Annotated in this window: 16 protein-coding genes; 8 read left to right on the forward strand and 8 right to left on the reverse strand. The window is 66.6% G+C overall.

The window, feature by feature from the left end; translation table 11 throughout:
- Positions 1–4: 4 nt before the first annotated feature.
- A complete protein-coding gene (locus tag FHS79_RS14985) occupies positions 5–1582 on the forward strand; it encodes a capsule assembly Wzi family protein (protein ID WP_184201919.1) in 1578 nt (525 codons plus the stop codon).
- A 19-nt stretch (positions 1583–1601) separates the two neighbouring features.
- On the opposite strand, the gene FHS79_RS14990 is transcribed toward FHS79_RS14985, so the two are convergent.
- The 3 genes from FHS79_RS14990 to FHS79_RS15000 form a co-directional block, all read right to left on the reverse strand.
- Entirely contained in the window at positions 1602–2282 is a 681-nt protein-coding gene (locus FHS79_RS14990) for a phosphocholine cytidylyltransferase family protein (RefSeq protein ID WP_184201922.1), read from the reverse strand.
- 17 nt (positions 2283–2299) lie between these two features.
- The gene (locus tag FHS79_RS14995) at positions 2300–3403 is read right to left on the reverse strand and encodes an inositol-3-phosphate synthase (protein ID WP_184201925.1); all 1104 of its coding nucleotides are present in this window, start codon (positions 3401–3403) and stop codon (positions 2300–2302) included.
- A 72-nt stretch (positions 3404–3475) separates the two neighbouring features.
- Positions 3476–4801: a CDP-alcohol phosphatidyltransferase family protein gene (locus FHS79_RS15000; protein ID WP_184201928.1), complete on the reverse strand. Its 1326-nt coding sequence runs from the start codon at positions 4799–4801 to the stop codon at positions 3476–3478.
- 167 nt (positions 4802–4968) lie between these two features.
- Between FHS79_RS15000 and FHS79_RS15005 the strand changes: the two genes are divergently transcribed.
- From FHS79_RS15005 to FHS79_RS15015, 3 genes are all read left to right on the forward strand, one after another.
- Positions 4969–5847, forward strand: coding sequence for a CDP-alcohol phosphatidyltransferase family protein (locus tag FHS79_RS15005; protein WP_184201931.1), 879 nt, complete (start codon positions 4969–4971; stop codon positions 5845–5847).
- 9 nt (positions 5848–5856) lie between these two features.
- On the forward strand, positions 5857–7983 hold the full coding sequence (locus FHS79_RS15010; RefSeq protein ID WP_184201934.1) for a coiled-coil domain-containing protein: 2127 nt from the start codon (positions 5857–5859) through the stop codon (positions 7981–7983).
- 63 nt (positions 7984–8046) lie between these two features.
- On the forward strand, positions 8047–8793 hold the full coding sequence (locus FHS79_RS15015) for a class I SAM-dependent methyltransferase (RefSeq protein ID WP_243453509.1): 747 nt from the start codon (positions 8047–8049) through the stop codon (positions 8791–8793).
- 200 nt (positions 8794–8993) lie between these two features.
- On the opposite strand, the gene FHS79_RS15020 is transcribed toward FHS79_RS15015, so the two are convergent.
- On the reverse strand, positions 8994–9185 hold the full coding sequence (locus tag FHS79_RS15020; RefSeq protein ID WP_184201937.1) for a hypothetical protein: 192 nt from the start codon (positions 9183–9185) through the stop codon (positions 8994–8996).
- Between the two features lie 19 nt (positions 9186–9204).
- Here FHS79_RS15020 and FHS79_RS15025 point away from each other — a divergent pair, with 19 nt between their 5' ends.
- Positions 9205–9624, forward strand: a complete 420-nt coding sequence (locus FHS79_RS15025) for a GNAT family acetyltransferase (RefSeq protein WP_184201940.1) — start codon at positions 9205–9207, stop codon at positions 9622–9624.
- Positions 9625–9705: 81 nt separating this feature from the next.
- Here the strand turns inward: FHS79_RS15025 and FHS79_RS15030 are convergent, their stop codons facing one another.
- The 3 genes from FHS79_RS15030 to FHS79_RS15040 all read right to left on the reverse strand — a co-directional run bounded on the left by FHS79_RS15030 (position 9706) and on the right by FHS79_RS15040 (position 15979).
- Positions 9706–11211, reverse strand: coding sequence for an AMP-binding protein (locus tag FHS79_RS15030; RefSeq protein ID WP_184201943.1), 1506 nt, complete (start codon positions 11209–11211; stop codon positions 9706–9708).
- A gap of 77 nt (positions 11212–11288) precedes the next feature.
- On the reverse strand, positions 11289–12995 hold the full coding sequence (locus FHS79_RS15035; RefSeq protein ID WP_184201947.1) for a DUF885 family protein: 1707 nt from the start codon (positions 12993–12995) through the stop codon (positions 11289–11291).
- A gap of 62 nt (positions 12996–13057) precedes the next feature.
- The gene (locus tag FHS79_RS15040; RefSeq protein WP_184201950.1) at positions 13058–15979 is read right to left on the reverse strand and encodes a TonB-dependent receptor domain-containing protein; all 2922 of its coding nucleotides are present in this window, start codon (positions 15977–15979) and stop codon (positions 13058–13060) included.
- A 275-nt stretch (positions 15980–16254) separates the two neighbouring features.
- Here FHS79_RS15040 and FHS79_RS15045 point away from each other — a divergent pair, with 275 nt between their 5' ends.
- Positions 16255–17109 (forward strand): class I SAM-dependent methyltransferase, encoded by an 855-nt coding sequence (locus tag FHS79_RS15045; protein ID WP_184201953.1) that lies wholly within the window; start codon positions 16255–16257, stop codon positions 17107–17109.
- 23 nt (positions 17110–17132) lie between these two features.
- Complete coding sequence (locus FHS79_RS15050) at positions 17133–18791, forward strand: DUF885 family protein (protein ID WP_207792378.1); 1659 nt, start codon at positions 17133–17135, stop codon at positions 18789–18791.
- Positions 18792–18797: 6 nt separating this feature from the next.
- Here FHS79_RS15050 and FHS79_RS15055 read toward each other — a convergent pair whose 3' ends face one another.
- Positions 18798–19685, reverse strand: a complete 888-nt coding sequence (locus tag FHS79_RS15055) for a polysaccharide deacetylase family protein (protein ID WP_184201956.1) — start codon at positions 19683–19685, stop codon at positions 18798–18800.
- Positions 19686–19754: 69 nt separating this feature from the next.
- Here FHS79_RS15055 and FHS79_RS15060 point away from each other — a divergent pair, with 69 nt between their 5' ends.
- A complete protein-coding gene (locus tag FHS79_RS15060; RefSeq protein ID WP_184201959.1) occupies positions 19755–21401 on the forward strand; it encodes a DUF885 family protein in 1647 nt (548 codons plus the stop codon).
- Positions 21402–21580 lie beyond the last annotated feature (179 nt).

Below are 21580 nucleotides of genomic sequence, written 5' to 3' on the forward strand. Positions count from 1 at the left end.
GTCAGTGCGTGTTTTCACCGCCAGCGCCCGGCTCATCGCCGGCGCGCTGGCCCTCGGCTTCGCCACCGCCGCCAGTGCCGGCCCCTTCGCCGATGTTGGGGACCGGCAGTTGCGGCAAGATGTCGGCACGCTCGCCGCCGCCGGCCTCATCCGCGGCCCGGTCGACAGCTGGCCCCTGCCCTGGGCGCAGATCGACGCCGGCCTCAACCGCGCCAGGGATGGCCGGGCGCTGCCCGCGCACGTCGCCGCCGCCGCGCGACGCCTCGATCGGCTGGCCGATTTCGCCGCGCAGCGCCTCGCCTTCGAAGCCCGGCTGATGGGCACCAACGAAGTGAGCGTGGCGCGCGATTTCGGCACGCTTGCGCGCGGCCGTGCCGATGTGTCGGGCCGGGTGGAGGCCACCGGCGAGGTATTCTCGATCAGCCTCGGCGGCGGCTACCGGTCGGATCAGGATGTGGCGCGCTGGCACCCCGAGCCATCGCAGGTCACCGCCCGCCTCGGCAACTGGGCCGTCTACGCCGGCAACACCGAGCAATGGTTCGGCCCTGGCGTCGATGGCGCGCTGCTCTTCTCCAACGCCACCCGTCCGATGCCCAAGCTCGGCATCAAGCGCCTCGAGCCCTATCCCATCGATCTGCCGGTCCTGCGCTGGCTCGGCCCGATCCGGCTCGACATGTTCGCCGGAGTCCTCAACGAAGACCGGGATTTCCGCAACACGCTCACCATCGGCACCAGGCTCGGCTTCACGCCCGCAGCCGGCCTCGAGATCGGCCTCAACCGCGCCCAGATGCTCTGCGGCGCCGGCCGGCCATGCGGCCTCAAGCAGATCGCCCAATCCTTCATCGGCATCGGCAATGCCGACAATCCCACCGTTGGCGACACCGATGCCTTCCTCAACCAGCCCGGCAACCAGATCGCCGGCTTCGACATCAGCTACACCCACAACTTCGGCAATGTCGCGGCAAAGCTCTATTTCGAAGGCGAGGCCGAGGATTTCGACAATGTCATCCTCGAACAATGGGGCCGGCTCATCGGCCTCACCGTCTCCGGCCCGGCCGGCAGCGGCGGCGGCAGCTTCACCACCACGCTCGAATATTCCGACACGCTGGCCGTCTCGCTGTTCAACGGCACCCCGCTCGAAGGCCTCACTGGCGGCGAGACGCAATATCCCGGCTCCTTCTACAACAACAGCCTCTACACCTCGGGCTTCACCTATCGCGGACGCCCGATCGGCCACTGGACCGCCGGAGACAGCCGCAACCTCGCCCTCCACGCCGCCGTCACCGACACCCGCAATCGCCGCTGGTACGGCTCGGCACGCGCCGTCCACCTGAACGTCATCGATCTCGGGAACCCGCCCACCGCCATCTTCCCGCGCCCCGATGGCAGCCCCGGCCCGGCGATCAGCAACCCCGTCTCTGCATCCTCGGAAAAACTCGCCATCCTCACCGCGGGTGCCGAGCTGCCGATGACATTCGGCGATCTCCGCATCGAAACCCGCTGGCAATCCGACAGCCCGAGCACCCCCGGCCGCCGCGCACCGCGCGCCGCGATCGAAGTCCAGTTGCGGCAGCGGTTCTAGCCTCCGGCGGCCGGAGCCCTCACCTGGCCACCCACTCCTCGGCCAGCGCCAACGCCCGCGGATCATCGATGTCGATCCAGTCATGCGCCGAAACATCCGCCACCGCGGCCCGGCGGCGCGCAGCCAGCGCCCGCACCCCATCCGACAGGCCCGGCCGCGGCAGCCCCGCCAGCGACTCCATCAGCTCGGGCGTGATCAGGAACACCCCGCAGTCGTAGCAATCATAGCTGGCAATGGTCTTGCCGATGGCGAGGATCCGGTCGCCGCGCGTCGAGACGCGCGTCACATCCTCCTCATCGACCCAGGGGTGACCCAGGCGGCGGTCGATGCCGAGCACCAGCCCGGCATCGGCGAGCGATGCCCCGGCAACGGCGGCATAGAGCGATGGCGAGGCCAGATGGTCCCCCATCACCAGCAGCGCCTTGTCCTCCAGCACACCGGCGGCCGCGAGCACCGACACTCCATTGGGCTCGGCCCAATCCGGATTGTGAACGATCTCGGCACCCGCAGCGCGCGCCACGGCGCCGACGCGCTCGCCCTCATAGCCGGTAATCACCACCGGACGGGTCACGCCGGCCGCAGCAAGATTGGCAAGGATGCGGACCAGCAGGACCTCGCCGCCGACCGGAGTCAGCGGCTTGGAGGCCGAAACGCTGCGCAGGCGCGTGCCCATGCCCGCGGCAAGGACAATCGCCTGCATACAGTGCTTCCGCGGTCTTAGTTGACCGTCACGCCCGCGATGAAATCCTCGACGGCGGTGAACGCTTCATCGTCGGTCACCTGCACCGGCGGGTGCTTGCAGAAGTAGGACGATGGCCCGAGCACGGGACCGGCCAGACCACGGTCGAGCGCGATCTTGGCGCAGCGGATCATGTCGATCGCCACACCCGCCGAGTTGGGGCTGTCCTCCACCGAAAGCCGAAGCTCGATGTTCATCGGCACGCCACCGAACATCCGGCCTTCCATGCGCAGGAAGCAGACCTTGTTGTCGTTCTGCCACGGCACATAGTCGGACGGGCCGACATGGATGTTCTCGTCGTCGAGCCGCGTGTGCGCCACCGACTGCACGGCTTCGGTCTTCGATTCCTTCTTCGATGCCAGCCGCTCGCGGTTGAGCATGTTGAGGAAGTCGGTGTTGCCGCCGGTGTTGAGCTGATAGGTGCGATCGAGCGTCACGCCGCGCTTGGCGAACAGGTCGGTCAACATGCGGTGGACGATCGTCGCCCCCAGCTGCGCCTTGATGTCGTCCCCGATGATCGGCACGCCGGCGCTGCGGAACTTCTCCGCCCACACCGGATTCGAAGCGATGAACACCGGCATGTTGTTGACGAACGCCACGCCGGCAGTGATCGCGGCATCGGCATAGAATTCGGTGGCCTGCTGGCTGCCGACCGGCAGATAATTGCACATCACCTGCGCGCCCGAGCGCTTCAGGCTCTCCACCACCTCGGCCTTGGTAGGCTCCGGGGCATCGGACACCAGGAAGCGGCGATGGTCGGGATGCGATGCCATATGCGGCGACACGCCATCGAGGATGCGGCCCATCTGCACGATGGCACCGGTCTGCCCGACATGGTCGCAGAACACGGCAGTGCAATTCGGCTTTGCGAAGATCGCTTCGGACACATCCTTGCCGACCTTGCGCGAATCGACGTCCCAGGCAGCGACGACCGAGATATCCTTGGGCCGATAGCCGCCCATATCCCAGTGCATCAGCCCCTGCTCATCGTTCGATCCACCGTTGGCGTAGTGGAAGAGCCCCTGAACGAGGGACGAAACACAATTGCCAACCCCCACCAGGGCGACGGGAATCAACGACATTTCAAGCATTTCCTTTCAAAGCCACCCGAGCGTCCGCATCCGGGCGCCTCCCATGATTTTGTGGCAGTTATACTACAGCCGGTCACTGGGCAAGGACGCTTTGGCAAGGAAATCATACCGCGTCGCAGCGATGTTCTCGCGCACACGCGCGTCGCCCGTTTGCGCAAAGGCGCCCAAGCGCTTGTAAAACCGCCACTGTGCCACGGCGGTCGTGAGGATGCTGTAGATCGCGATGGCAACAAATCCTTCGAACCAGTGTCCGAAAACGGCAAAAATCGCCCAGGTCCACAGGAAGGTGTTGCGCCGCCCCGCCACCAGCCGCGCCGTTCGCTCGAAGCGCCCGCTGTCATCGAGCTGCAGCCCCGTCAGCCGCCGGTAGAATTCGCCCTGCACGGCCTCGGCAAGCGCCGGCAGGATGATCAGCGCCGCCACCGCCCAGGGCAGGCCGGTGCCACGCGTGCTGGCAAACCAATAGGCCACGCAGAGGTACCAGCCATATTCGAGCACCTTGTCGAGCGCATGCTCCAGGTCCCCCCAGCGTGAAAACTCGATGCGTGTCCGCGCCAGCTTGCCATCGACGCCGTCGAGCGGCCCGCACAACAGCGCCAGCCCCAGCCCCCACCACAAGGCCCCGCTGGCAAAGGCCAGTCCGGCGGCCACCCCTATCACCCCGGTGAGCAGCGTCACCATGTTCGGCGTCACCGCCGTGGGCGCCAGCAAGCGCACCAGCATGTCCTCGATCAGCGGATGGATGAACCGCGCCGGCCAGTCGAGGCAGCCCTTCTGCGCCGCCGCCACCACCGCATCGCTCGCCGCGCGCGCACCGGCTTCGTCGCGCGGCAGCGCCCAGAGCAGCGGCACTTCGCGGCGGCGCTCGGCCGAATAGAGCGCAATCCCTTCAATCGGCACGCGGATCACCGACGCATCGGCCGCAGCGGTGCGGATCAGCGTCGATCCCAGGTCCCAGTCGCCCAGCCCTTCGGCCACCGCCGCCACGCTGCGCGCCGCCAGCCGCAGCACGCCGGCGGCATGCGCCTGCGCATCGAGTCGCTCCACGCCGCGCGCGGCCTCGGGCGGGCCGGTCCCGCGGCCATTGCTCACCAGCATCGCCGGGCCGGGCGCGGCTGCCACCGCGCGCAGCGCCCGCTCATCGATCACCAGCCCGGCCGCGATCAGCAGCACCTCGTCCGCACCCGCCAGTGCCGCACCCAGCTCGCCCATCTTGAGCAGTTCGGCCCCCGCCGGCACCGGCGTCAGCGGCGGCGCCGCCACCAGCAGCAGCCGTGCACAGCCGACGCGCGCCAGCAGCCGTGCCTGCCGCTCGAGCACGGTCAAGCCGCCGATCCGCACCAGCGCCATTTCAGCCTCCGGGGCCAGAAGAACACCGATCCGTGTCATGCGTCAGCGCCTCATAGGGTGTGTTTCGGAAAAGTGGGAACCGGTTTTCCGATAAAAAACACACGACAACAAAAGCTGGACCCGCTTTTTCATGCCATCACGATGCGGGTGCAGGGTGCGACCGTGGCTCTTGCCAAGCCGGCCCCGCCGGGCCTAGCAGAACAGCTGTGCACAAAAGCGCCACACACACCGCCGCGGGCGCCGACAGCGCCCGTCCCGAGGCGATCGAAGATCCATCCAACCTCTGGCTGGTGCACGCCATGTCATGGCGGCTGCTGCCGCTGGCGCTCAGGCTCGATATCCACCCCAACACCGTGTCCTTCACCGGCATGGGCTTCGGCCTTCTGGCCGGCTTCTGCTACTGGCACTGGCAGTCGCCACTGTTCGTCGTCGCCGGCTTCCTGCTCATGGTCGGCTGGCATGTGATGGACGGGCTCGATGGCAAGCTCGCGCGCGCATCGGGCAAGGCCAGCCCGCTCGGCCGCGTCATCGACGGCATGTGCGATTATCTCGCCTTCATCTTCGTGCTGGCGCCCATCGCGCTCAGCTTTGCCGATTGGCAGCCGGTGCTGGCGCTCGCCGTCGTGTCGGGACTCTTTCACGCCGTCCAGTCCGCCTGGTACGAAGCCGAGCGTGACGCCTGGAAGCGCCGCCTCACCGGCAACTTCGTCACCCCCATCCGCCCCCCCGGCCCGGCCATCGCCGCCGCCTATGATTGGGTCGAGGCCCGCTTCAACGCCGCCCACCGGCGGATGGACGCCGCCCTGGCAGCCCACCCCGGCCTGCTGCCGCGCTATCTCGACGCCACCGCCCCGCTTGTCCGCCGCCTGTCGATCCTCTCCGCCAACAACCGCACCGTCGCCATCGCCCTCGCCTGCCTCGCCGGCGATCCGCGCCTCTACTGGTATTGGGAGATCGCCGCCCTCACCGTCATCGCGCTGGTCATGGGCCGGCGGCTCCGCGCCCGCGAAGCGGCGCTGGCCAGCAGCAGCGGCACGGTGCTAGGTCAGGACACCTGTTCCCAGGGCACACTTCCCAAGGATTGACGAGAGCCGATGTCCGATCTGCCGACCCCGCCGCGCTGGCCCATCCTCGCCGCTGGCGCCGCAACGCTCCTGTGGCTGGCAATGATCATCGTCACGGCAATGCTCTTCCTCCCCGGCGCCACCATCCCCGCAAGCTTCGAGGCTTTCCCGGTCATTGCCGGCATCGCCCTCAACATCGCCGCCCCGCTCACCGTCCTCTGGCTTGTCGCCACACGCCTGCGCGATACCAGCGCCGCCCAGGCCGCGCGCAACGCGCTGATGGCCGAGCAGGCGGAGTTCACCGCCCTCCGCCTCCGCGAAGGCGCCGACGCCCTCGCCGCGCTCGAAACGCGCCTGTCGGATTTCACCGGCCAGCTCACCGCCATGGCCAAGCCCGTCGAGCGCCAGCACGCAGCCCTCGCCACCAGCATCGCCGCCCTGCACGAATCCACCGCCAGCCTCACGGCCGCGGCCGAGCGTGCCGATGCCGCCACCCGCCAGCTGGGCCAGGAAACACCTGCCGCCACCGCCGCCGCCGAGGCCCTCACCATCCTGCTCGGCAGCGCCCAGGCGCTCCTCACCGGCGAAGTCAGCCGCGCCGACGGTCTCATCGCCAGCCTCGCCGCGCGCCTTGCCGAAGCGCGCATCGAAGCCAGCGCCACCGCGAGCGAAACCGAAGCCCGCCTCGAAGCCGTCACCGCCGCTTCGGATGCCGCGCGCGCCGCCCTCGTCTCCCCGCTGGCGGAGCTCGACCAGGGCATCGACGCCGCCCTCGCGCGCACCGGGGAGGCCCTCGACATCACGCGCGACGGCGTCCACGCCCAGACCAACGCCATCCTCGCCAGCATCGACCAGGCGCGCACCAGCATCGAGCATATCGGTGGCGAGGCCGCCAGCGCCATCGCCGCGCGGCTGGCCTCGCTCTGCGCCGGCCTCGCCAACCTCGGCACCAACCTCGACGAGCAGGCCGCGCGCGCCGCCACGCTGGTGGACGACCTCGGCGAGCGCTTCCAGAGCTTCGATGCCACGCTCGGCGCCAGCACCGACCGCGGCGACGCCATGCTCGCCAGCGTCACCGACCGGCTCGGCGATGTGCGCACCGCCATTGCCGGCCTCATCACCCCGGTCGCCGAGACCGAAGCCAGCCTCGATGGCCTGTCGGCCCGCCTTGCGCACCTCGATGACGGCGCCACAAGGCTGTTCGGCACCATGGACGAGCGCCTCCCCGCCACCGTGCCCGGCCTCGACGATCTCGCCAGCCGCCTCGCCCGCCTCCACGACGATGCCACTGCCCTCGCCGCCCCCATCGAAGCGGGCGCCGACACCATGGCGGCCGCCCATGCCCGGCTGCAGGAGGCTGCCGCCACCCTCGACGCCAGCGCCGACACGCTGGCGAACCGGCTGGCCAGCGCCGAAGCCAGCCTCGCCGCCCTCACCCGCACGGCCGAAGACGATGCCCTCGCCGCCTCCGCCACCCTGCTCGACAGCTTCAGCCGCATCCGCGAGATTGCCGGCCAGGCCGCGGGCACGATGCGCGAGACACTGGCCGGCGTCGTCGCCGAAGCCGAAGCCGCCCTCGATCAAGCCGGCACCAGCCGCGCCGAAATCGCCTTCGGCGCCCCCGTCCGCACCGCCATCGCCGCGCTCGAAGTCCAGCACGCCAACGCCGCCAGTGCGGCCCAGGTCGCCGCCGAGCGCGTCTCGTCGCGGCTGGTGGCGCTCACCCGCACCATGGCCGACATGGAAACCCATTTCGACAAGCGGCAGACCGAGATAAACATCCGCGAGCGCTCCGATCTCGCCAAGCGCGCCACCACGCTTCTCGCCACGCTGCACGAAAGCGCCATCGACCTGTCGCGCCTGCTGGCACTCGACATCGAGGATCAGGACTACGAAGCCTGGCTCGCAGGCGACCGCAGCCGCTTCCTCCGCCGCCTCACCTCGGGCCTCGACGAGGAGACCGGCCGCGCCATCGCCCGCCACCTCGCCCACGACCCCGCCTTCCGCACCGACGCCACCCGCTTCGCCGAAGCCTTCGAAACCCTCATCGAACACGTCAGCACCGACCGCCAGGGCCGCCCCCTCGCCGCCACCCTGCTCGCTTCGGACCCGGGCAAGCTCTACCTCGCCCTCACCCAGGTGGTGAAGGGGGACTGACTCGTTGCAAATTCAGCCTCTGAAAGGTTATGTCGCGTTGTTTTTCCAAAAGGATAACTGAAAGTGCGCTTTTCCGATCTCAGTTTTCGAAGGCGTCATATCAGCCATTCAGTCAAGGATTATCGGAGGGTCGTTCGGCGCATGTTGCGCAGGATGCCGAATGACCGAGCGCTTGCTCTGGCCCAATCTATCGGTTCTGAAACCATGGAGGGTTTCGTCGCGCAGGGCGACGGCCATGTGGCCGCGCTGCGCCACCATGGCCTGACCGATGGCATGACGGTTTACGACGTGGGCTGTGGCTGCGGACGCACCGCGCAGGCATTGCGCAGGTCCGGGTGGCAGGGCCAATATGTTGGTGCAGACGTCGTCCGCGAGTTGCTGGACGAATTGAAGCGGCAGTGCCCGGGCTACGAAACGGTGTTGAACACCACCCCAACCATCGTCGCGCCTGACGCCTCCATCGATCTGGTGTTCCACTGGTCCTTGTTCACGCATCTCTATCCGGCGGAATGCTATCTCTACATCGCCGATAGCTACCGTGCCCTCAAACCCGGCGGAAAACTGGTATTTTCCTTCCTCGAGATGGCGGATCCGGCGCACAACAGGGTATGGCAGAACAACCTCGACCACTTGCGTCGGGGGGATGCCGGTCAGCAACTCGACAACTTTCTCCACCGCGACTGGATCGCACGCTTTGCGCGTGACGCGGGATTCTCACTGCCGCAATTCACCGACGGCTCCGACGGCAGCAATCATCCGCAACTCTGGCAGGCTCTGGCTGTCATGGAAAAACCTGATGTAACGCGATGATTTGATGATTGGATCAGGCGCATTCTTCAGCAGAGTTGCTGGCGAAGCGCCGATCAGTCATCTGCGATTTATGAGTCGTTCTTCTGGCATCGCTACCGCCGAAGCTTCAAAGCCGCCATTCGCCTTCCCAACCAATTCCGGCCATTCAGCTTGTTTGAGCAATCTGCCAATTGCAGACCTTCATCCAGGTCTGAAGTCGCCTACCCCGCAAAACTCCCCGCCTCCGCACCCACGCCACTTGCCTCGCCGAAGCCTTTGAAACCCTCATCGAACACGTCAGCACCGACCGCCAGGGCCGCCCCCTCGCCGCCACCCTGCTCGCCTCGGACCAGCCGCAATGGTCTTGCCAGACCCTTGTCGTCAGCAAACGACGCCGTTTCGGAAATTGGCATCCGCGCGTTATTACGGGTGATGGCTGAGATCCTCACATACGAAGACAGGCACTTTGCAGGTGTTGAAGCGCTCTGGGAGGAAGTGTTCCCAACGGACTCACCTTGGAACAAGGCAGCGGAAGCCATCCCGGCGAAACTCAAGGTCCAGCCCGAATTGTTCATTGTCGCCGAAGAAGCTGGTGACGTCATCGGGACCGTCATGGCAGGATATGACGGCCATAGAGGCTGGCTTTACACAGTTGCAGTCAAGCCTGAGCATCAAAGAAGGGGCATTGGCACGGCATTGTTGATCGAGGCCGAGATTCGCCTTTCGCGATCCGGCTGCAAGAAGACCAACTTGCAGATCAGGGCTGGCAATGAGGCTGTAGCAGCATTTTATCGGCGGCATGGCTATCTGGTTGAAGAGCGGATCAGCATGGGCAAGCGCTTTGACTGCTGACAACCCACTCACTGCCATTCAGCTTGCGCCAGCGTTTGCGGACTGCCGAACATCGTGCAAATCTGAACCCGTCCACCCTGCCTACCCCCCAAAACTCCCCGCAAACCGCGCCCGCAGCCCCGCCTTCTGCACCTTGCCCATCGCATTCTTCGGCATCTCGTCCAGAAACACGAACCGCCGCGGCTGCTTGAACCGCGCCAGCCGGTCAGCAATCGCCGCCTGCAGCGCCGCCCCATCATCAAACCCCAGCTCCGCCGCCACGATGATCGCCACCACCCCCTCGCCAAGGTCGGGATGCGGCGCGCCGATCACCGCCGATTCCTTCACTTGCGGCAGCTCGTCGAGCGCCGCCTCCACCTCGGCCGGATAGACGTTGAAGCCCCCACAAATGATCAGATCCTTGCCGCGCCCCACAATCGACACATAGCCGCGCGCATCGATCATCCCGAGATCGCCCGACACGAACCAGCCACCCCGAAACTCCGCCGCGGTCTTCTCGGGCATCCGCCAATAGCCGCCGAACACATTGGGCCCGGCAATCTCGATCATCCCCACCTCGCCCGCCGGCAGCGCCGCACCCGTCACCGGATCGGCAATCCTTATCGAAACCCCCGGCAGCGCCGGCCCCACCGTCCCCGCAATCCGCTCGCCGTCATAGGGGTTCGACGTGTTCATCCCCGTCTCGGTCATCCCGTAGCGCTCCAGGATCGCATGGCCGGTGCGCGCCGAAAATGCCCGGTGCACCTCGGCCGAAAGCGGCGCCGATCCCGACACGAACAGCCGCATGTGCTGCACCAGCCGCCGCTCGAACGCCGGCGTATCGAGCAGCCGGATATAATAGGTCGGCACCCCCATCATCACACTGGCCTGCGGCAGTGCCGCCAGCACCGCGTTCACGGCAAATTGCGGCTGGAAGATCATCGACGCCCCCGCCGCCAGCACCACATTGGTCGCCACGAAAAGCCCATGCGTATGAAAGATCGGCAGCGCATGCAGCAGCACATCATCCGCCGAAAACGCCCAGGCCTCACGCAACGTCAGTGCATTCGACGCCAGATTGCCATGGCTCAGCATCGCCCCCTTCGAGCGGCCAGTGGTGCCTGACGTGTAGAGGATCGCCGCCATCGCATTGTCGGGCACGTCGAGCGTCTCGAAGTCCGGCGCCATCGTCGCCACCAGCGCGCCCCAGCTGCCGCCGTCATCCCCCAGCGTCTCCACCCGCGCAACACCCGCCGCCGCCGCCACCCCCCGGCTGTCCTCCGCCCGCGCCGCCTCGCACACGAACAGCGCCGGCTCGGCATCACGCAAAAAATAATCGAGCTCACCCGCCGGATACGCCGGGTTGAGCGGCAGGAACACCGCCCCCGCCCGCAAACACCCCAGATACAGCAGCAGCATCTCGAAGCGCTTCTCGCACTGCACCGCCACCCGGTCCCCCGGTCCCACCCCGCACGCCCGCAGCGCCTGCGCATGCCGCGCCGATGCCGCCGCCACATCGGCATAGGTCGCAGCAGCACCATCCGGCAGCTGCGCAAAAACGCGCGCGCCGTGGCGGCTCAGGTCGAGCGTGTCGAAAAGATTGGCCATCACCCAGAACACCTCATGCCGCCGGCGTCACCACCGGCGGCAGAAGTTGTCCATATCCCGATGCGGAGGTCCAGCGGCTATTGCGCCGGCAGCGGATCGGCCTTCCAGAAGTGCTGCACTTCATTGTCGAGCCCGGTCATCTCCCAGCGGAGCAGGCTCATCTGCACGCGCCCGGCCGCCATGAAGTCGTCATGGAAGGTCTTCAGCACGAACTTGTCGCGCTGCTGCACCTTCACATCGGCGATCAGCTTCGACATCTCGATCATCCCGATCGTGTAGCCAAGCCCATAGCCGGGCGGGCGCCGCAGATAGATTTCCGCATCCACCCGCGCCACATTGTTGTCGAGCCAGGGTGTCAGCGTCTTCCAGCGATCGACGATCTGCTGCAAATTGGCCCGGTTGAGCTGCAGGTCGATATCCCCCGCCACCCGCACCGCGCGGAAGATGCCGAAGATGTCGATCAGCTCGCGCACCCGCGGAATATCCTCGAAGAAGCCGAGCCGCTGCGCCGCTTCCTCCAGATAAACACCCCAGCCCTCGTTGCGCACGCCATCGGCAATCGTCGCGCGAATGGGGTTCTTCACCCGCTTCGCCATCTGCCCGTCAAAGGCATGGCCGGGGATCGTCGCATGGAAATAATCGGGCGAAGGATCGCGGAACTGCACCTCCTCCCAGAAGTTGCGCCCGCCATCGCGGACGATCCATGGCACATTGACATAGAGCTTGCCGATGTCCGCGGGCACGGTGATGATCTCTTCCTTCGCCAGGAAGGTGCGGATGCGCCGGTCGGTCTCCTTCTTCAGCGCCTCATATTCGGCTTCGGATGCCGCCGGCTTCAGCTCGGGCAAATTGCGGTTGCGGTGCTTTTCCAGCGCGTGCTGCGCCCACAGCCGCTCGGTTTCGCGCGCGCCCAGCACCAGCAGGTCATCGGTGTTGTAGGGCAGCAGCTTCACATTCTTCAGATACCAGTTGAAGTTCGCCTTCCCCACGCCCGCCGGCGCTGTCCAGCGGCCCCGGTTGGCCTTCAGATGCGCTTCCAGCTCCACGGCGGCGCGCTTGGCGGCTTCGAGATCGGCCACCAGCTCGGGTTGCGCGGTGCGCGCCCGGCCCAGCATGTCGTCATACCAGCCGATCACACCCGCCGGCGGCACCGGCCGATACGGCATCCCATGCCCCACGCCATCGGCATTGCGCAGGTTGAACAGCGCCAGCGTCACGAAGTCCGCCGGCACATTCTGCAGATTCGCCTTGGCACCCTGCACCAGCAGCGGAATATCCTGCAGCCCGCGCTTGATCTTCGCCAGATCCTGTCCGGTGGCCGGCAGATCGGCATAGGCGACCGACTGCATCTGGTCGACATAAAAGCCCGGGTCGCGCTCCCAGGGCTTGCCGACCTGCAGCGTGAAATGCTGCTGCAGCATCTTGGCGCGCACCGCCAGCCAGTCGACCTGCTGTGATCGATCCCACGACGCGACGTTCATGTCCTCCATGCGCGAAAGATAGCTGGCCATCTCGGTCCGCCGCTTCGCCACCGTGGCCGCACTGAAGTCCCGCACCCGCGAAGGCACGCCCACACTGTCATCGCCGTCGGCCGGGCTCAGATTCTGCCAGCGCATGAAGTCCGCATAAAGCGTTGCCATGTCCTGGTAGCTGCCACGGCCCTTGGGTGGCCCGGCCCGTTCGGACTCGGCCATCGGCGTGGCCAGTGCCGATTGCGCCGCCGCCGGCATGCTGGCAAGCGCCAGCACCGCCAATGCGGACGCGGTAGCCAAGGTCTTCAACATGGGGTTCCCTCCCTGATAAGTGCCGCCGGCAGGGTGCGCCCCGCCGGCGTTGTTGTCAGCCCTCAGAAGCGGACGTTGACGCCCGCGAAATACTGGCGGCCGATCACGTCATAAAGCTGCGGATTGGTGTTGGAATCGCCGCCCGCCGCAAAGCCCATGATCGGCGGCTGGTTGTCGAGCAGGTTGTTGATGCCGCCGAACAGCTCGAAGTTCTTGAACACCTTCATCCGCGCCGAAATGTCCCAATAGGTCTCGGCCCCCAGAGTCCCCGATTGCGACGGCGGCGCTCCCGGCAGCAGCTCGAGGGTGCCGATGTAGCGGAACTGGTTGCGCACGCTCAGCGGCCCCGAGGTATAATCGATCCCGGCAAACGCCCGGAAGTCAGGCGAGATCCGCGCCGAGTCCGAAGAGCAGGCGCCGCCGTAGAAGCCGGCGCAATCGATCGTCGGCAGGCCGGCCGCCGGCACCGTGCTGTTCTGGAACTGCCACGATGCGTTGAGCGACAGCCCCAGCCGCGCCCCTTCACCCGAAATCGCCACCGCACTCGGCAGGTCGAGGCCATAATTGGCCCCCACATCGAGGCCACGCACCCGCCGCTCCGCCACATTCTGCAGCGAGGCGCGGATGAACTGGATGTTCCCCGAAAAGGTATCGCGGCTGATCGCCTGGCACGACACGCTGTTGGCTTCGAGCGTGTTGAAGCAGGTGTCGAGCAGCACCTGCGCCCCCACCTGGGCAATCGCACCCTCCACCTTGATGTCGTAATAATCGACCGTGAACGCCAGCGCCCGCGCCGGGGTGATCACCATGCCCAGCGTCAGCGTGTTGGACTTTTCTTCCTCGAGCAGCCGGTTACCGCCGCTTTCCACCTGGAAGCCCTGGCTCTGCCCCACCGTCAGCGTATCGACAAACGCCTGCGGCACACCCTGCGCCACGCAAAGCGCCTTCTGCGCCGCACTCGGATTGTTCACCGCAAGGCACGGGTCACGCCCGCCCTGGAACCCCTGCGAGGTCGGCGAAAACAGCTCGGAAAGGTTGGGGGCCCGGATCGAGCGGCTGTAATTGCCGCGCAGCCGCAGCCAGTCATTCACTTCCCAATCGACCGCCGCCTTCCACGCCAGCGCGCCGCCGATGGTGTTATAGTCGGCGTAACGCGCCGCACCCTCGAGCGCCAGGCTCTTCACGAACGGCAGGTCGGCCAAGATCGGCACCCGCACTTCGCCGAACACCTCGAACAGGTTGAACGACCCCGCGTTGATGACCGGCGGCACGGCAATGGCCGCCAGGTCATTCTGCAGCGCCACCTCGTCGGGGGTGATCGAGAAGCTGTCCTTGCGATACTCCACACCGAACGCGGTGCTCACGGCACCCGCCGGCAGCGAGAACAGATCGCCCGCCACGCTGCCACCCGCCACCACACGGCGGAAACGGCTGTCGATGGTGGAGTTCACGCTCAGGAAGTCGGCCATGGCCGGCGTCAGCGTGTCGGTGCCGAAGATGTTGACGGGAATGCACCCCGGGATCTCCGAGTTGCGGCAGCGCGGCACCCCGTTCACCAGCACCACGTCGAGCCCGGCGGTGGTCCGCGACCGGCTCAGCAGATTCTGCCGCGTGTTGCTCTCATCGACCTGCTGATACTGGAAGAAGGTGTCCCAGCGCCAATTGTTGGCGCCGATGTCGAAGTCACCGCGCAACCCGCCGGTCGCGTTGAAGCTGTCGGTCACGAAGCTCACCGTGCGCGGCCCGAACTCCTCGAAGCGGCGGCCATAGCCACGCACCGTGAAGATATTGTCGCCGTCGGGGTCGAAAAACGCCCGGTTGGCGCCGAAGAAAGCCTGCTGCGCCGGGCTGAACAACGGGTTGGTCGTGGCATTGGGAATCAGCACCGTGCCCGCCGGCTGCCCCGAAGACGATGGGTTCACCGCCTCGGCCGCCTGCTGGAACGAATTCTCCTTCTTGGTGAAGAAGAACTGCCCATAGGCCTCGATGCCATCGGTCAGCTCGTAATTTGCCGTCAGCGCCGCCTGGTAGCGCTCGAGCGGCCGCAGCAGGAAGTTTGGCGCCGCATAGTTGAACTGGTCACGCAACCGGCAGAACGGCTCGGGTGCACCGCCATTGCCGCCGAATTTGATGCCGGCATTGCCGGTGTTGCACGCTCCCGACGCATTGTTCAGATCAGGCACACCATTGATCTGCCCCTGCTGCGCCGCGTTGAGCCCGATCGAGCCCCCCGGAATATTCCCCGAGCCGAACGGCTGGAACACGCCATTGGCATCGGCCAGGAAAGGCTGCTTCGAGAAATCCCGGTCGCCCATCAGCACCTGGTCGCGCTTGGTATAGCTGAAATAGGCGGTCACATTGCCCCGGCCATCGCCCGAGTTGGCACCGAAGATCACATCGACCTTGTGGCTCGCACCATCGCCGCGATCGGTCTCGCCATAGGCATATTGCGCCTGCAGCCCCTCGAAATTGCGCTTGAGCACGAAGTTCACCGCACCCGCCACGGCATCCGACCCATAGACCGCCGACGCACCGCCGGTGATCACCTCGATGCGGTCCACCAGCAGATCGGGAATCGTCGCAAGGTCGGAAAGGCCCGAGAAGTTGGCGGGGTTGTACCGCCGGCCATCGACCAGCACGAGCGTCCGCTCCGGCCCCAGCCCGCGCAGATCGGCCGCCAGCACGCCCGATCCACCCGACTGGTTGGACGAGGATGTCGTCGAAGGCTGCAGCTGCGGCAACTGGTTGACCACCGTCTCCAATGTCGGTGCGGCCTGGGACTGGATCACCTCGGCACCGATCGTCGCGATCGGCGATGTCGCCACCAGGTCCCGCCGCGCCAGGCGTGAGCCGGTCACCACAATCTGCTCTTCGGCCACGCCCTCGTCCGCGGTCACCACCTGTGCAAAGGCCGGCGCCGCGATCGTCTGCACCAGCACGCCGACGGCACTCGCCAACAACGCCTGTTTGCGGAGCGAACGCATTCCCCCTCTAAGCTGCCGATTCATCCGCTGCATGGTGACAATCCCCTCTGTCCCGACCCGAGTTGAAGAAAACACAAAAGTTTTTCAACGCCTTGCGACGAAGCTGCGCAATCGGCACTCCCCTGCCGGCACAACCGAGCCCGTTCATCGAATATTTCTCCGATGTGACAGACTGTCAACAAAATATGCACGCTGGGCGCACTTTAGGTTGCTATGCGAACAAAATTGGTGGCCGCTCTGTTGCCAATCGGCCACGCTCTCTCCATGCTCGCCGCGTGACACAGCAAGACCCCTGGACGTCGTTCTGGCGCGAGGCGCAGCCGCATGGCTGCACCACCGGCTTCCCGCCGGCCGCCCAGGCACTGCTTGCCGATCGCTGGCGCCAGCTGTTTGCAGCCGCCCCCCGTCCGGTGCTCGACATCGCCTGCGGTCGCGGCGCGCTCTGGCACCATGCCGGCACGCCGACGCACGATTGGCTCGGCATCGACCTTGCCACCATCATCGCCGCCCCCTTCCCCTTCCAGTCAGGCCTCGACGCCGCCGCCCTGCCCTTCCCCGACAAGGCATTCGCGCTGGTCGTCAGCCAGTTCGGCCTCGAATATGCCGGCTTGCCCGCTGCGATCGCCGAAGCCGCCCGCGTCTGCAACGCCCGCCTCGTGGCGCTTGTCCACGCCACCGAAGGTGCGCCCTGCGAACAGGCCCGCGAGCAGCTGGCACAGATCGACTGGCTCGAAGCCCAGGCCCTCGCCCCCCGCCTCCACCGCCACTTCAGCAACGCCACCGAAACCACCGCCGCCGACATCGACGCGCTGCTCGCCGCCATCGTCGCGCGCGCCGATGAGGACGCCAACAACAGCCTGCTCGAAGCCGTCTGGCGCGGCACCATGGCCACGCAGCAGGACCCGCATGGCCCCACTTCCGCGGTCGATGCCCTCGCCGCCGGCCTCGCCGGCCACCGCGTCCGGCTCGCCGCCATGCTCGCCGCCGCCCCCGATGCCGCCGCAACCCAGGCCGCCGCCGATCAGCTCCACACGTCAGGATTTTCCGCCCGCATCGAAGACGCCAGCCTCGCCGCCGACACCGGCACGCTGCTCATCGGCCGCTGGCTCATCGCAGATCGCATCAAATGACAGCATCCAAGGGGAGACAATCGATGAAACCGGCTCTGAAGGCGCTCATGATGGCCGCCATGCTCGGCAGCACCATGCTCGCCGCCCCCGCCACAGCCATGGCGCAATCCGCAACCACCACCACCGCCACTCCGGCCGCGCTCGCCACGCTCTTCACCGAATGGCGCAGCTTCCAGGCCAGCGGCGAGAAGAACGGCGCCCCCGATTTCTCGGCCGCCGAGCTGTCCCGCAAGCGCGCCGGCCTCAAGACCATGCAGGCCCGCCTCGCCGCCATCGACACAAGCGGCTGGAGCCCCTCGGCCCTCGTCGACTACAACATCGTCCGCGGCGAAATGAACGGCCTCGATTTCGATCTGCGCGTCCTCAAGCCCTGGGAGCGCGACCCCGCCTGGTACAACAGCGTCTGGGCCGCCCAGAGCGACACCCCCAGCCACGAAGGCCCCACCCTGCCGCGCCTCGTCGAACTCTGGCAGTACAACTTCCCGCTCTCGAGCGCGGACTCGGCCAAACTCGCTGCCGAGCTCGCGCATGTCCCACCGCTGCTGCAGGGTGCGCGCGGCTGGCTCACCGGCAACGCCCGCGATCTCTGGACCTCGGGCACCGGCACCATGGCAGATCAGGCCGAAACCCTCGCAAAACTCCGCAACCTCGTCGGCAATGGCGACCCCAAACTCGTCAAGGCGATCACAAACGCCGAAACCGCCACCAACGACTTCGTCGCCTGGCTCAAGGCCGAAACCCCCAAAAAGACCGGCCCCTCGGGCGTCGGCAAGGAAAACTACACCTGGTACCTCCGCAACGTGCAGCTGTCGGACCTCAGCTGGGAGCAGGAAGTCGCCATCCTCCGCCGCGAGCTCGCCCGCGCCCATGCCGCGCTCCGCCTCGAGGAGCATCGCAACCGCAAGCTCCCCCAGCTCGCCGGCGTCACCTCGCCCGCCGCCTATGACGCCCAGGCCGAAGCCTCGGTGGACAAGTTCATCGGCTTTCTGGGGCAGAACGACATCCTCACCGTCCGCGATTACATGCGCCCGGCGCTGATGAAGCGCGTCGACAGCTACGTCCCGCCCGAAAAGCAGAATTTCTTCGCCATCTCGATGCACCGCGCCCCGATGACGCTCTGGACCCACTTCTACCATTGGTGGGATCTAGAGATGATGGCCGCCGACCCGCAGCCGAGCGACATCCGCCGCGGCCCGCTGCTCTACAACCTCTGGCTGTCACGCTCCGAGGGCATGGCCACCGCCATGGAGGAGATGATGCTCCACGCCGGGCTGTTCGACGATGATCCGCGCGCCCGCGAAATCGTCTGGATCATGCAGGCACAGCGCGCCGCCCGCGGCCTCGCCTCGCTCTACATGCAGGCCAACATGATCGACATGCCCGCCGCGATGAAGATGCAGGTGACCCGCACCCCCAACGGCTGGATGAGCCCCACCCTGCCGCTGCTCGCCTCCGAACAGCAGATCTACCTGCGCCTCCCCGGCTATGGCCCCAGCTACATCACCGGCAAATACCAGATCGAGAAACTCTATGCCGAGCGCGCCGAAGCCCAGGGCAAGGCCTTCTCCACCAAGGCCTTTTTCGACGAGCTGAACAGCTATGGCATGATCCCGGTCTCGCTCATCCGCTGGCAGATGCTCGGCAAAGATGACGAAGCCGAGGCGCTCGGCATGAAGCGCTGAAGCAGCTCAGGCGGACGCGTGCGCAAGACACCAGTCCGCCACCTGCTCATGCGTTGCAAACCACACCGGCCCCAGGCTCCTCGCATGCTCGATCATCGCATCGAGCATCCAGATGCGGCTCCGATAACCGATCACGAACGGGTGCATCACCAGCTGGAACAGCCCGCCCTCGGCCACCGCCCCCTCGATCTCGCGGCGGAAGATCGTGAACACATCATCGGGCGTCGTCCAGGGCCGCGTCGCGGGGTTGCGGTTGAACAGCAGATACACCGCATCGTCGCGGATCCACTCGACCGGCACCTCGACCACCCCCGAAGGCACCCCCTCGATCAGCAGCTCATAGGGGTTTTCATCCGCCATCAGCGAGCTGTCATACGCCAGCCCCAATTCCTTCACGAGCGCGATCGTGTGCGGCGACAAATCCCAGTTCGCCGAGCGAAACCCCCGCACCGGCCGCCCCAGAATCCCCGTCAGCACATCCTGCGCACGCATCATCAGCCCGCGCTCGGTCTCGCGGTCGAGATGGCTGTTGTTCTCATGGATCCACCCATGCAGCCCGATCTCATGCCCGCCGCCGGCAATCCGCCGCGTCTCGTCGGGGTCGAGCAGCGCCGTCACCGCCGGCATGAAGAAGCTCGCCGGCACCCCCTGCCGTCCGAGATGCTCGAGGATCCGCGGCACCCCCACCCGGCGCCCGAACTCCCCCCAGGCCAGCCGGCCGATCGTCTCGCCGCCGCCGCCAAGCTCGAAACATTCATGGTCACAATCGAACGATAGCGCCACCGCCGCCTTCGCCCCATCCGGCCAATGCGTCGGCTTCAGCGATCGCCCGGCGCGCACACGCTCGACCCGGCTTCGCCATTCGGTTTCGGGCTGCAGGTGGGGGGTTTCCATGGCACGGTCCTTGAGCCTAGAGTGTTCGGCAGGGATACATTTGTTCGCATATTGAGAGGGGTCAACACAATGCTGGACTTCAGAACGGCACTCGCCGTCAGCGTCATGGTCGCAGCCCCGCTGCAGGCCCAGCAGGTCGCCGATCATGCGGCGCTTGTCGATCTCTACAAGGGCTTTCGCGCCGCCGCCGAAGTCCCGGTGAGTGCCGGCGTCGCCGATCACGGCCCGCAAGCCATGGCCGCCCGCGCCGCGATGGCACAAACCGTCATGCAGCGCCTCGAAGCCACCGACGACAGTGCCTGGCCCGTCAAGCAGCGCGCCGACCTGATGCTCGTCCTCGCCGAAGCCCGCTCGGTCTGGTTCGAGCAGCAAGTGCTCCGCCCCTTCGCGCGCGACCCAAGCTGGTACGCCACCCTCGCCCTCGGCTGGGGGCCCAAGATCAGCACCGCCATCCCCGTCCCCACCTACCCGCTCAGCCCCGCCGCCACCACCGCCTATACCCGCGAGCTCCCCCTGGTGCCCGCGCGCCTCGCCGCCGCCCGCCGCAGCCTCACCGAAATGAAGGGGGATCTCGTCACGCTGGGCCTCACCCATCACGGCATCGAAACCCGCGTCTATGGCCGCATGGCGCGCGAGCTCGCCAAGTCCAACCCTGCGCTCGCCAAACAAGCCGCCGCCGCCGAGCGCGCCAGCGCCGATTTCGTCCGCTGGCTCGAAGCCGAACAACCAAAACTCCCCAAGGCCGCTGGCGTCGGCAAGGCGCAGCTTGATTGGTATCTCCGCTACGCCCTGCTCTTCCCCTGGGGCTTCGACGACATGAAGCTCCTCGGCCGCCGCGAGCTCGAACGCACCTGGGCCTTCCTCAAGATGGAAGAGCATGAGCACCGCGACACGCCGATGCTCCCCCCCGTCACCACGCTCGCCGATTTCGAAGCCATGCGCACCAAGGCCGACATCGATCTTCTAAAGTTCCTCAAGGAAAAGAAGATCTTCACCGTGCCCGATTGGCTCGCCCCGCCCGAGCCCGAAGTCCCCTATGTGATGCCCGTCAACCGCGATCCCGCCGTCCCCGGCCCCTTCGATGCCCCCATCCGCCGCGGCTTCTTCCGCGAAACCGAGGACCGCGAGCCGCGCACGCTGCGCGCCCACAACCTCCCCGGCCACCAGTTCGACAGCATGTGGCGCCGCCGCAGCACCGATCCGATCCGCGCCGACACCCGCCTAAACTTCATCGATTCCTCGCGCATCGAAGGCTGGGCCTTCTACCTCGAAGAGCTCGTCACCCAGGCCGGCTGGCTCGACGATGGCCCCAAGGCCCGCGAAATCAGCTACATCCTCCTCGCCAACCGCGCCGCCCGCCTCTGGCCCGAGCTGCTCGTCCACTCGGGCGAATGGGACTACACCACCGCCGTCACCCGCCTCGCCACCGACACGCCGATGTACATGACCCCGCAGGACGACACCGCCAACTTCGACATGACCCTCTACCTCCGCCAGCCCGGCCTCGGCCTCAACTACTACTTCGGCAAGCTGCAGATCGAACAACTCCTCACCGACGTCGCCATGCAGCAAGGCAAAGCCTTCAACCTCACCAAATTCCACGACGATTTCATCGCCCGCGGCCTCGTTCCCATCGCCCTCACCCGCTGGGAAATGACCGGCCTCGAAGACCAGATCAAACCCCTGCGCAAGGCCCCGCCGATCCCGAAGGGCTAGGCCGTGGTTTCATCAAAGGTGAACGGCCGGAACGGGGTGGCAAACGGTCATCCGCAATTCTTGCGGCGAGAGGCAGCTTCTGGGCCGATTGTGTTGAAGAAGTCAGCGTTGTTCGCGGGCCGATAGGGCGATGTGAGCGGTGCGAGCGCGGGCGGTGTCGTTCAGGCCGGCACCGGATG

The sequence above is a fragment of the Polymorphobacter multimanifer genome, from assembly GCF_014205635.1.
Lineage (GTDB): Bacteria > Pseudomonadota > Alphaproteobacteria > Sphingomonadales > Sphingomonadaceae > Sandarakinorhabdus > Sandarakinorhabdus multimanifer.

Excerpts from the sequence above, each read along its gene's own strand:
- FHS79_RS15000 (WP_184201928.1), bottom strand. The coding sequence starts at position 4,801 with ATGACACGGATCGGTGTTCTTCTGGCCCCGGAGGCTGAAATGGCGCTG.
- FHS79_RS15030 (WP_184201943.1), bottom strand. The coding sequence starts at position 11,211 with ATGGCCAATCTTTTCGACACGCTCGACCTGAGCCGCCACGGCGCGCGC.
- FHS79_RS14990 (WP_184201922.1), bottom strand. The coding sequence starts at position 2,282 with ATGCAGGCGATTGTCCTTGCCGCGGGCATGGGCACGCGCCTGCGCAGC.
- FHS79_RS15060 (WP_184201959.1), top strand. The coding sequence starts at position 19,755 with ATGCTGGACTTCAGAACGGCACTCGCCGTCAGCGTCATGGTCGCAGCC.
- FHS79_RS15050 (WP_207792378.1), top strand. The coding sequence starts at position 17,133 with ATGAAACCGGCTCTGAAGGCGCTCATGATGGCCGCCATGCTCGGCAGC.
- FHS79_RS15010 (WP_184201934.1), top strand. The coding sequence starts at position 5,857 with ATGTCCGATCTGCCGACCCCGCCGCGCTGGCCCATCCTCGCCGCTGGC.
- FHS79_RS15025 (WP_184201940.1), top strand. The coding sequence starts at position 9,205 with ATGGCTGAGATCCTCACATACGAAGACAGGCACTTTGCAGGTGTTGAA.
- FHS79_RS15020 (WP_184201937.1), bottom strand. The coding sequence starts at position 9,185 with ATGCCAATTTCCGAAACGGCGTCGTTTGCTGACGACAAGGGTCTGGCA.
- FHS79_RS14995 (WP_184201925.1), bottom strand. The coding sequence starts at position 3,403 with ATGTCGTTGATTCCCGTCGCCCTGGTGGGGGTTGGCAATTGTGTTTCG.
- FHS79_RS15055 (WP_184201956.1), bottom strand. The coding sequence starts at position 19,685 with ATGGAAACCCCCCACCTGCAGCCCGAAACCGAATGGCGAAGCCGGGTC.
- FHS79_RS15040 (WP_184201950.1), bottom strand. The coding sequence starts at position 15,979 with ATGCGTTCGCTCCGCAAACAGGCGTTGTTGGCGAGTGCCGTCGGCGTG.
- FHS79_RS15035 (WP_184201947.1), bottom strand. The coding sequence starts at position 12,995 with ATGTTGAAGACCTTGGCTACCGCGTCCGCATTGGCGGTGCTGGCGCTT.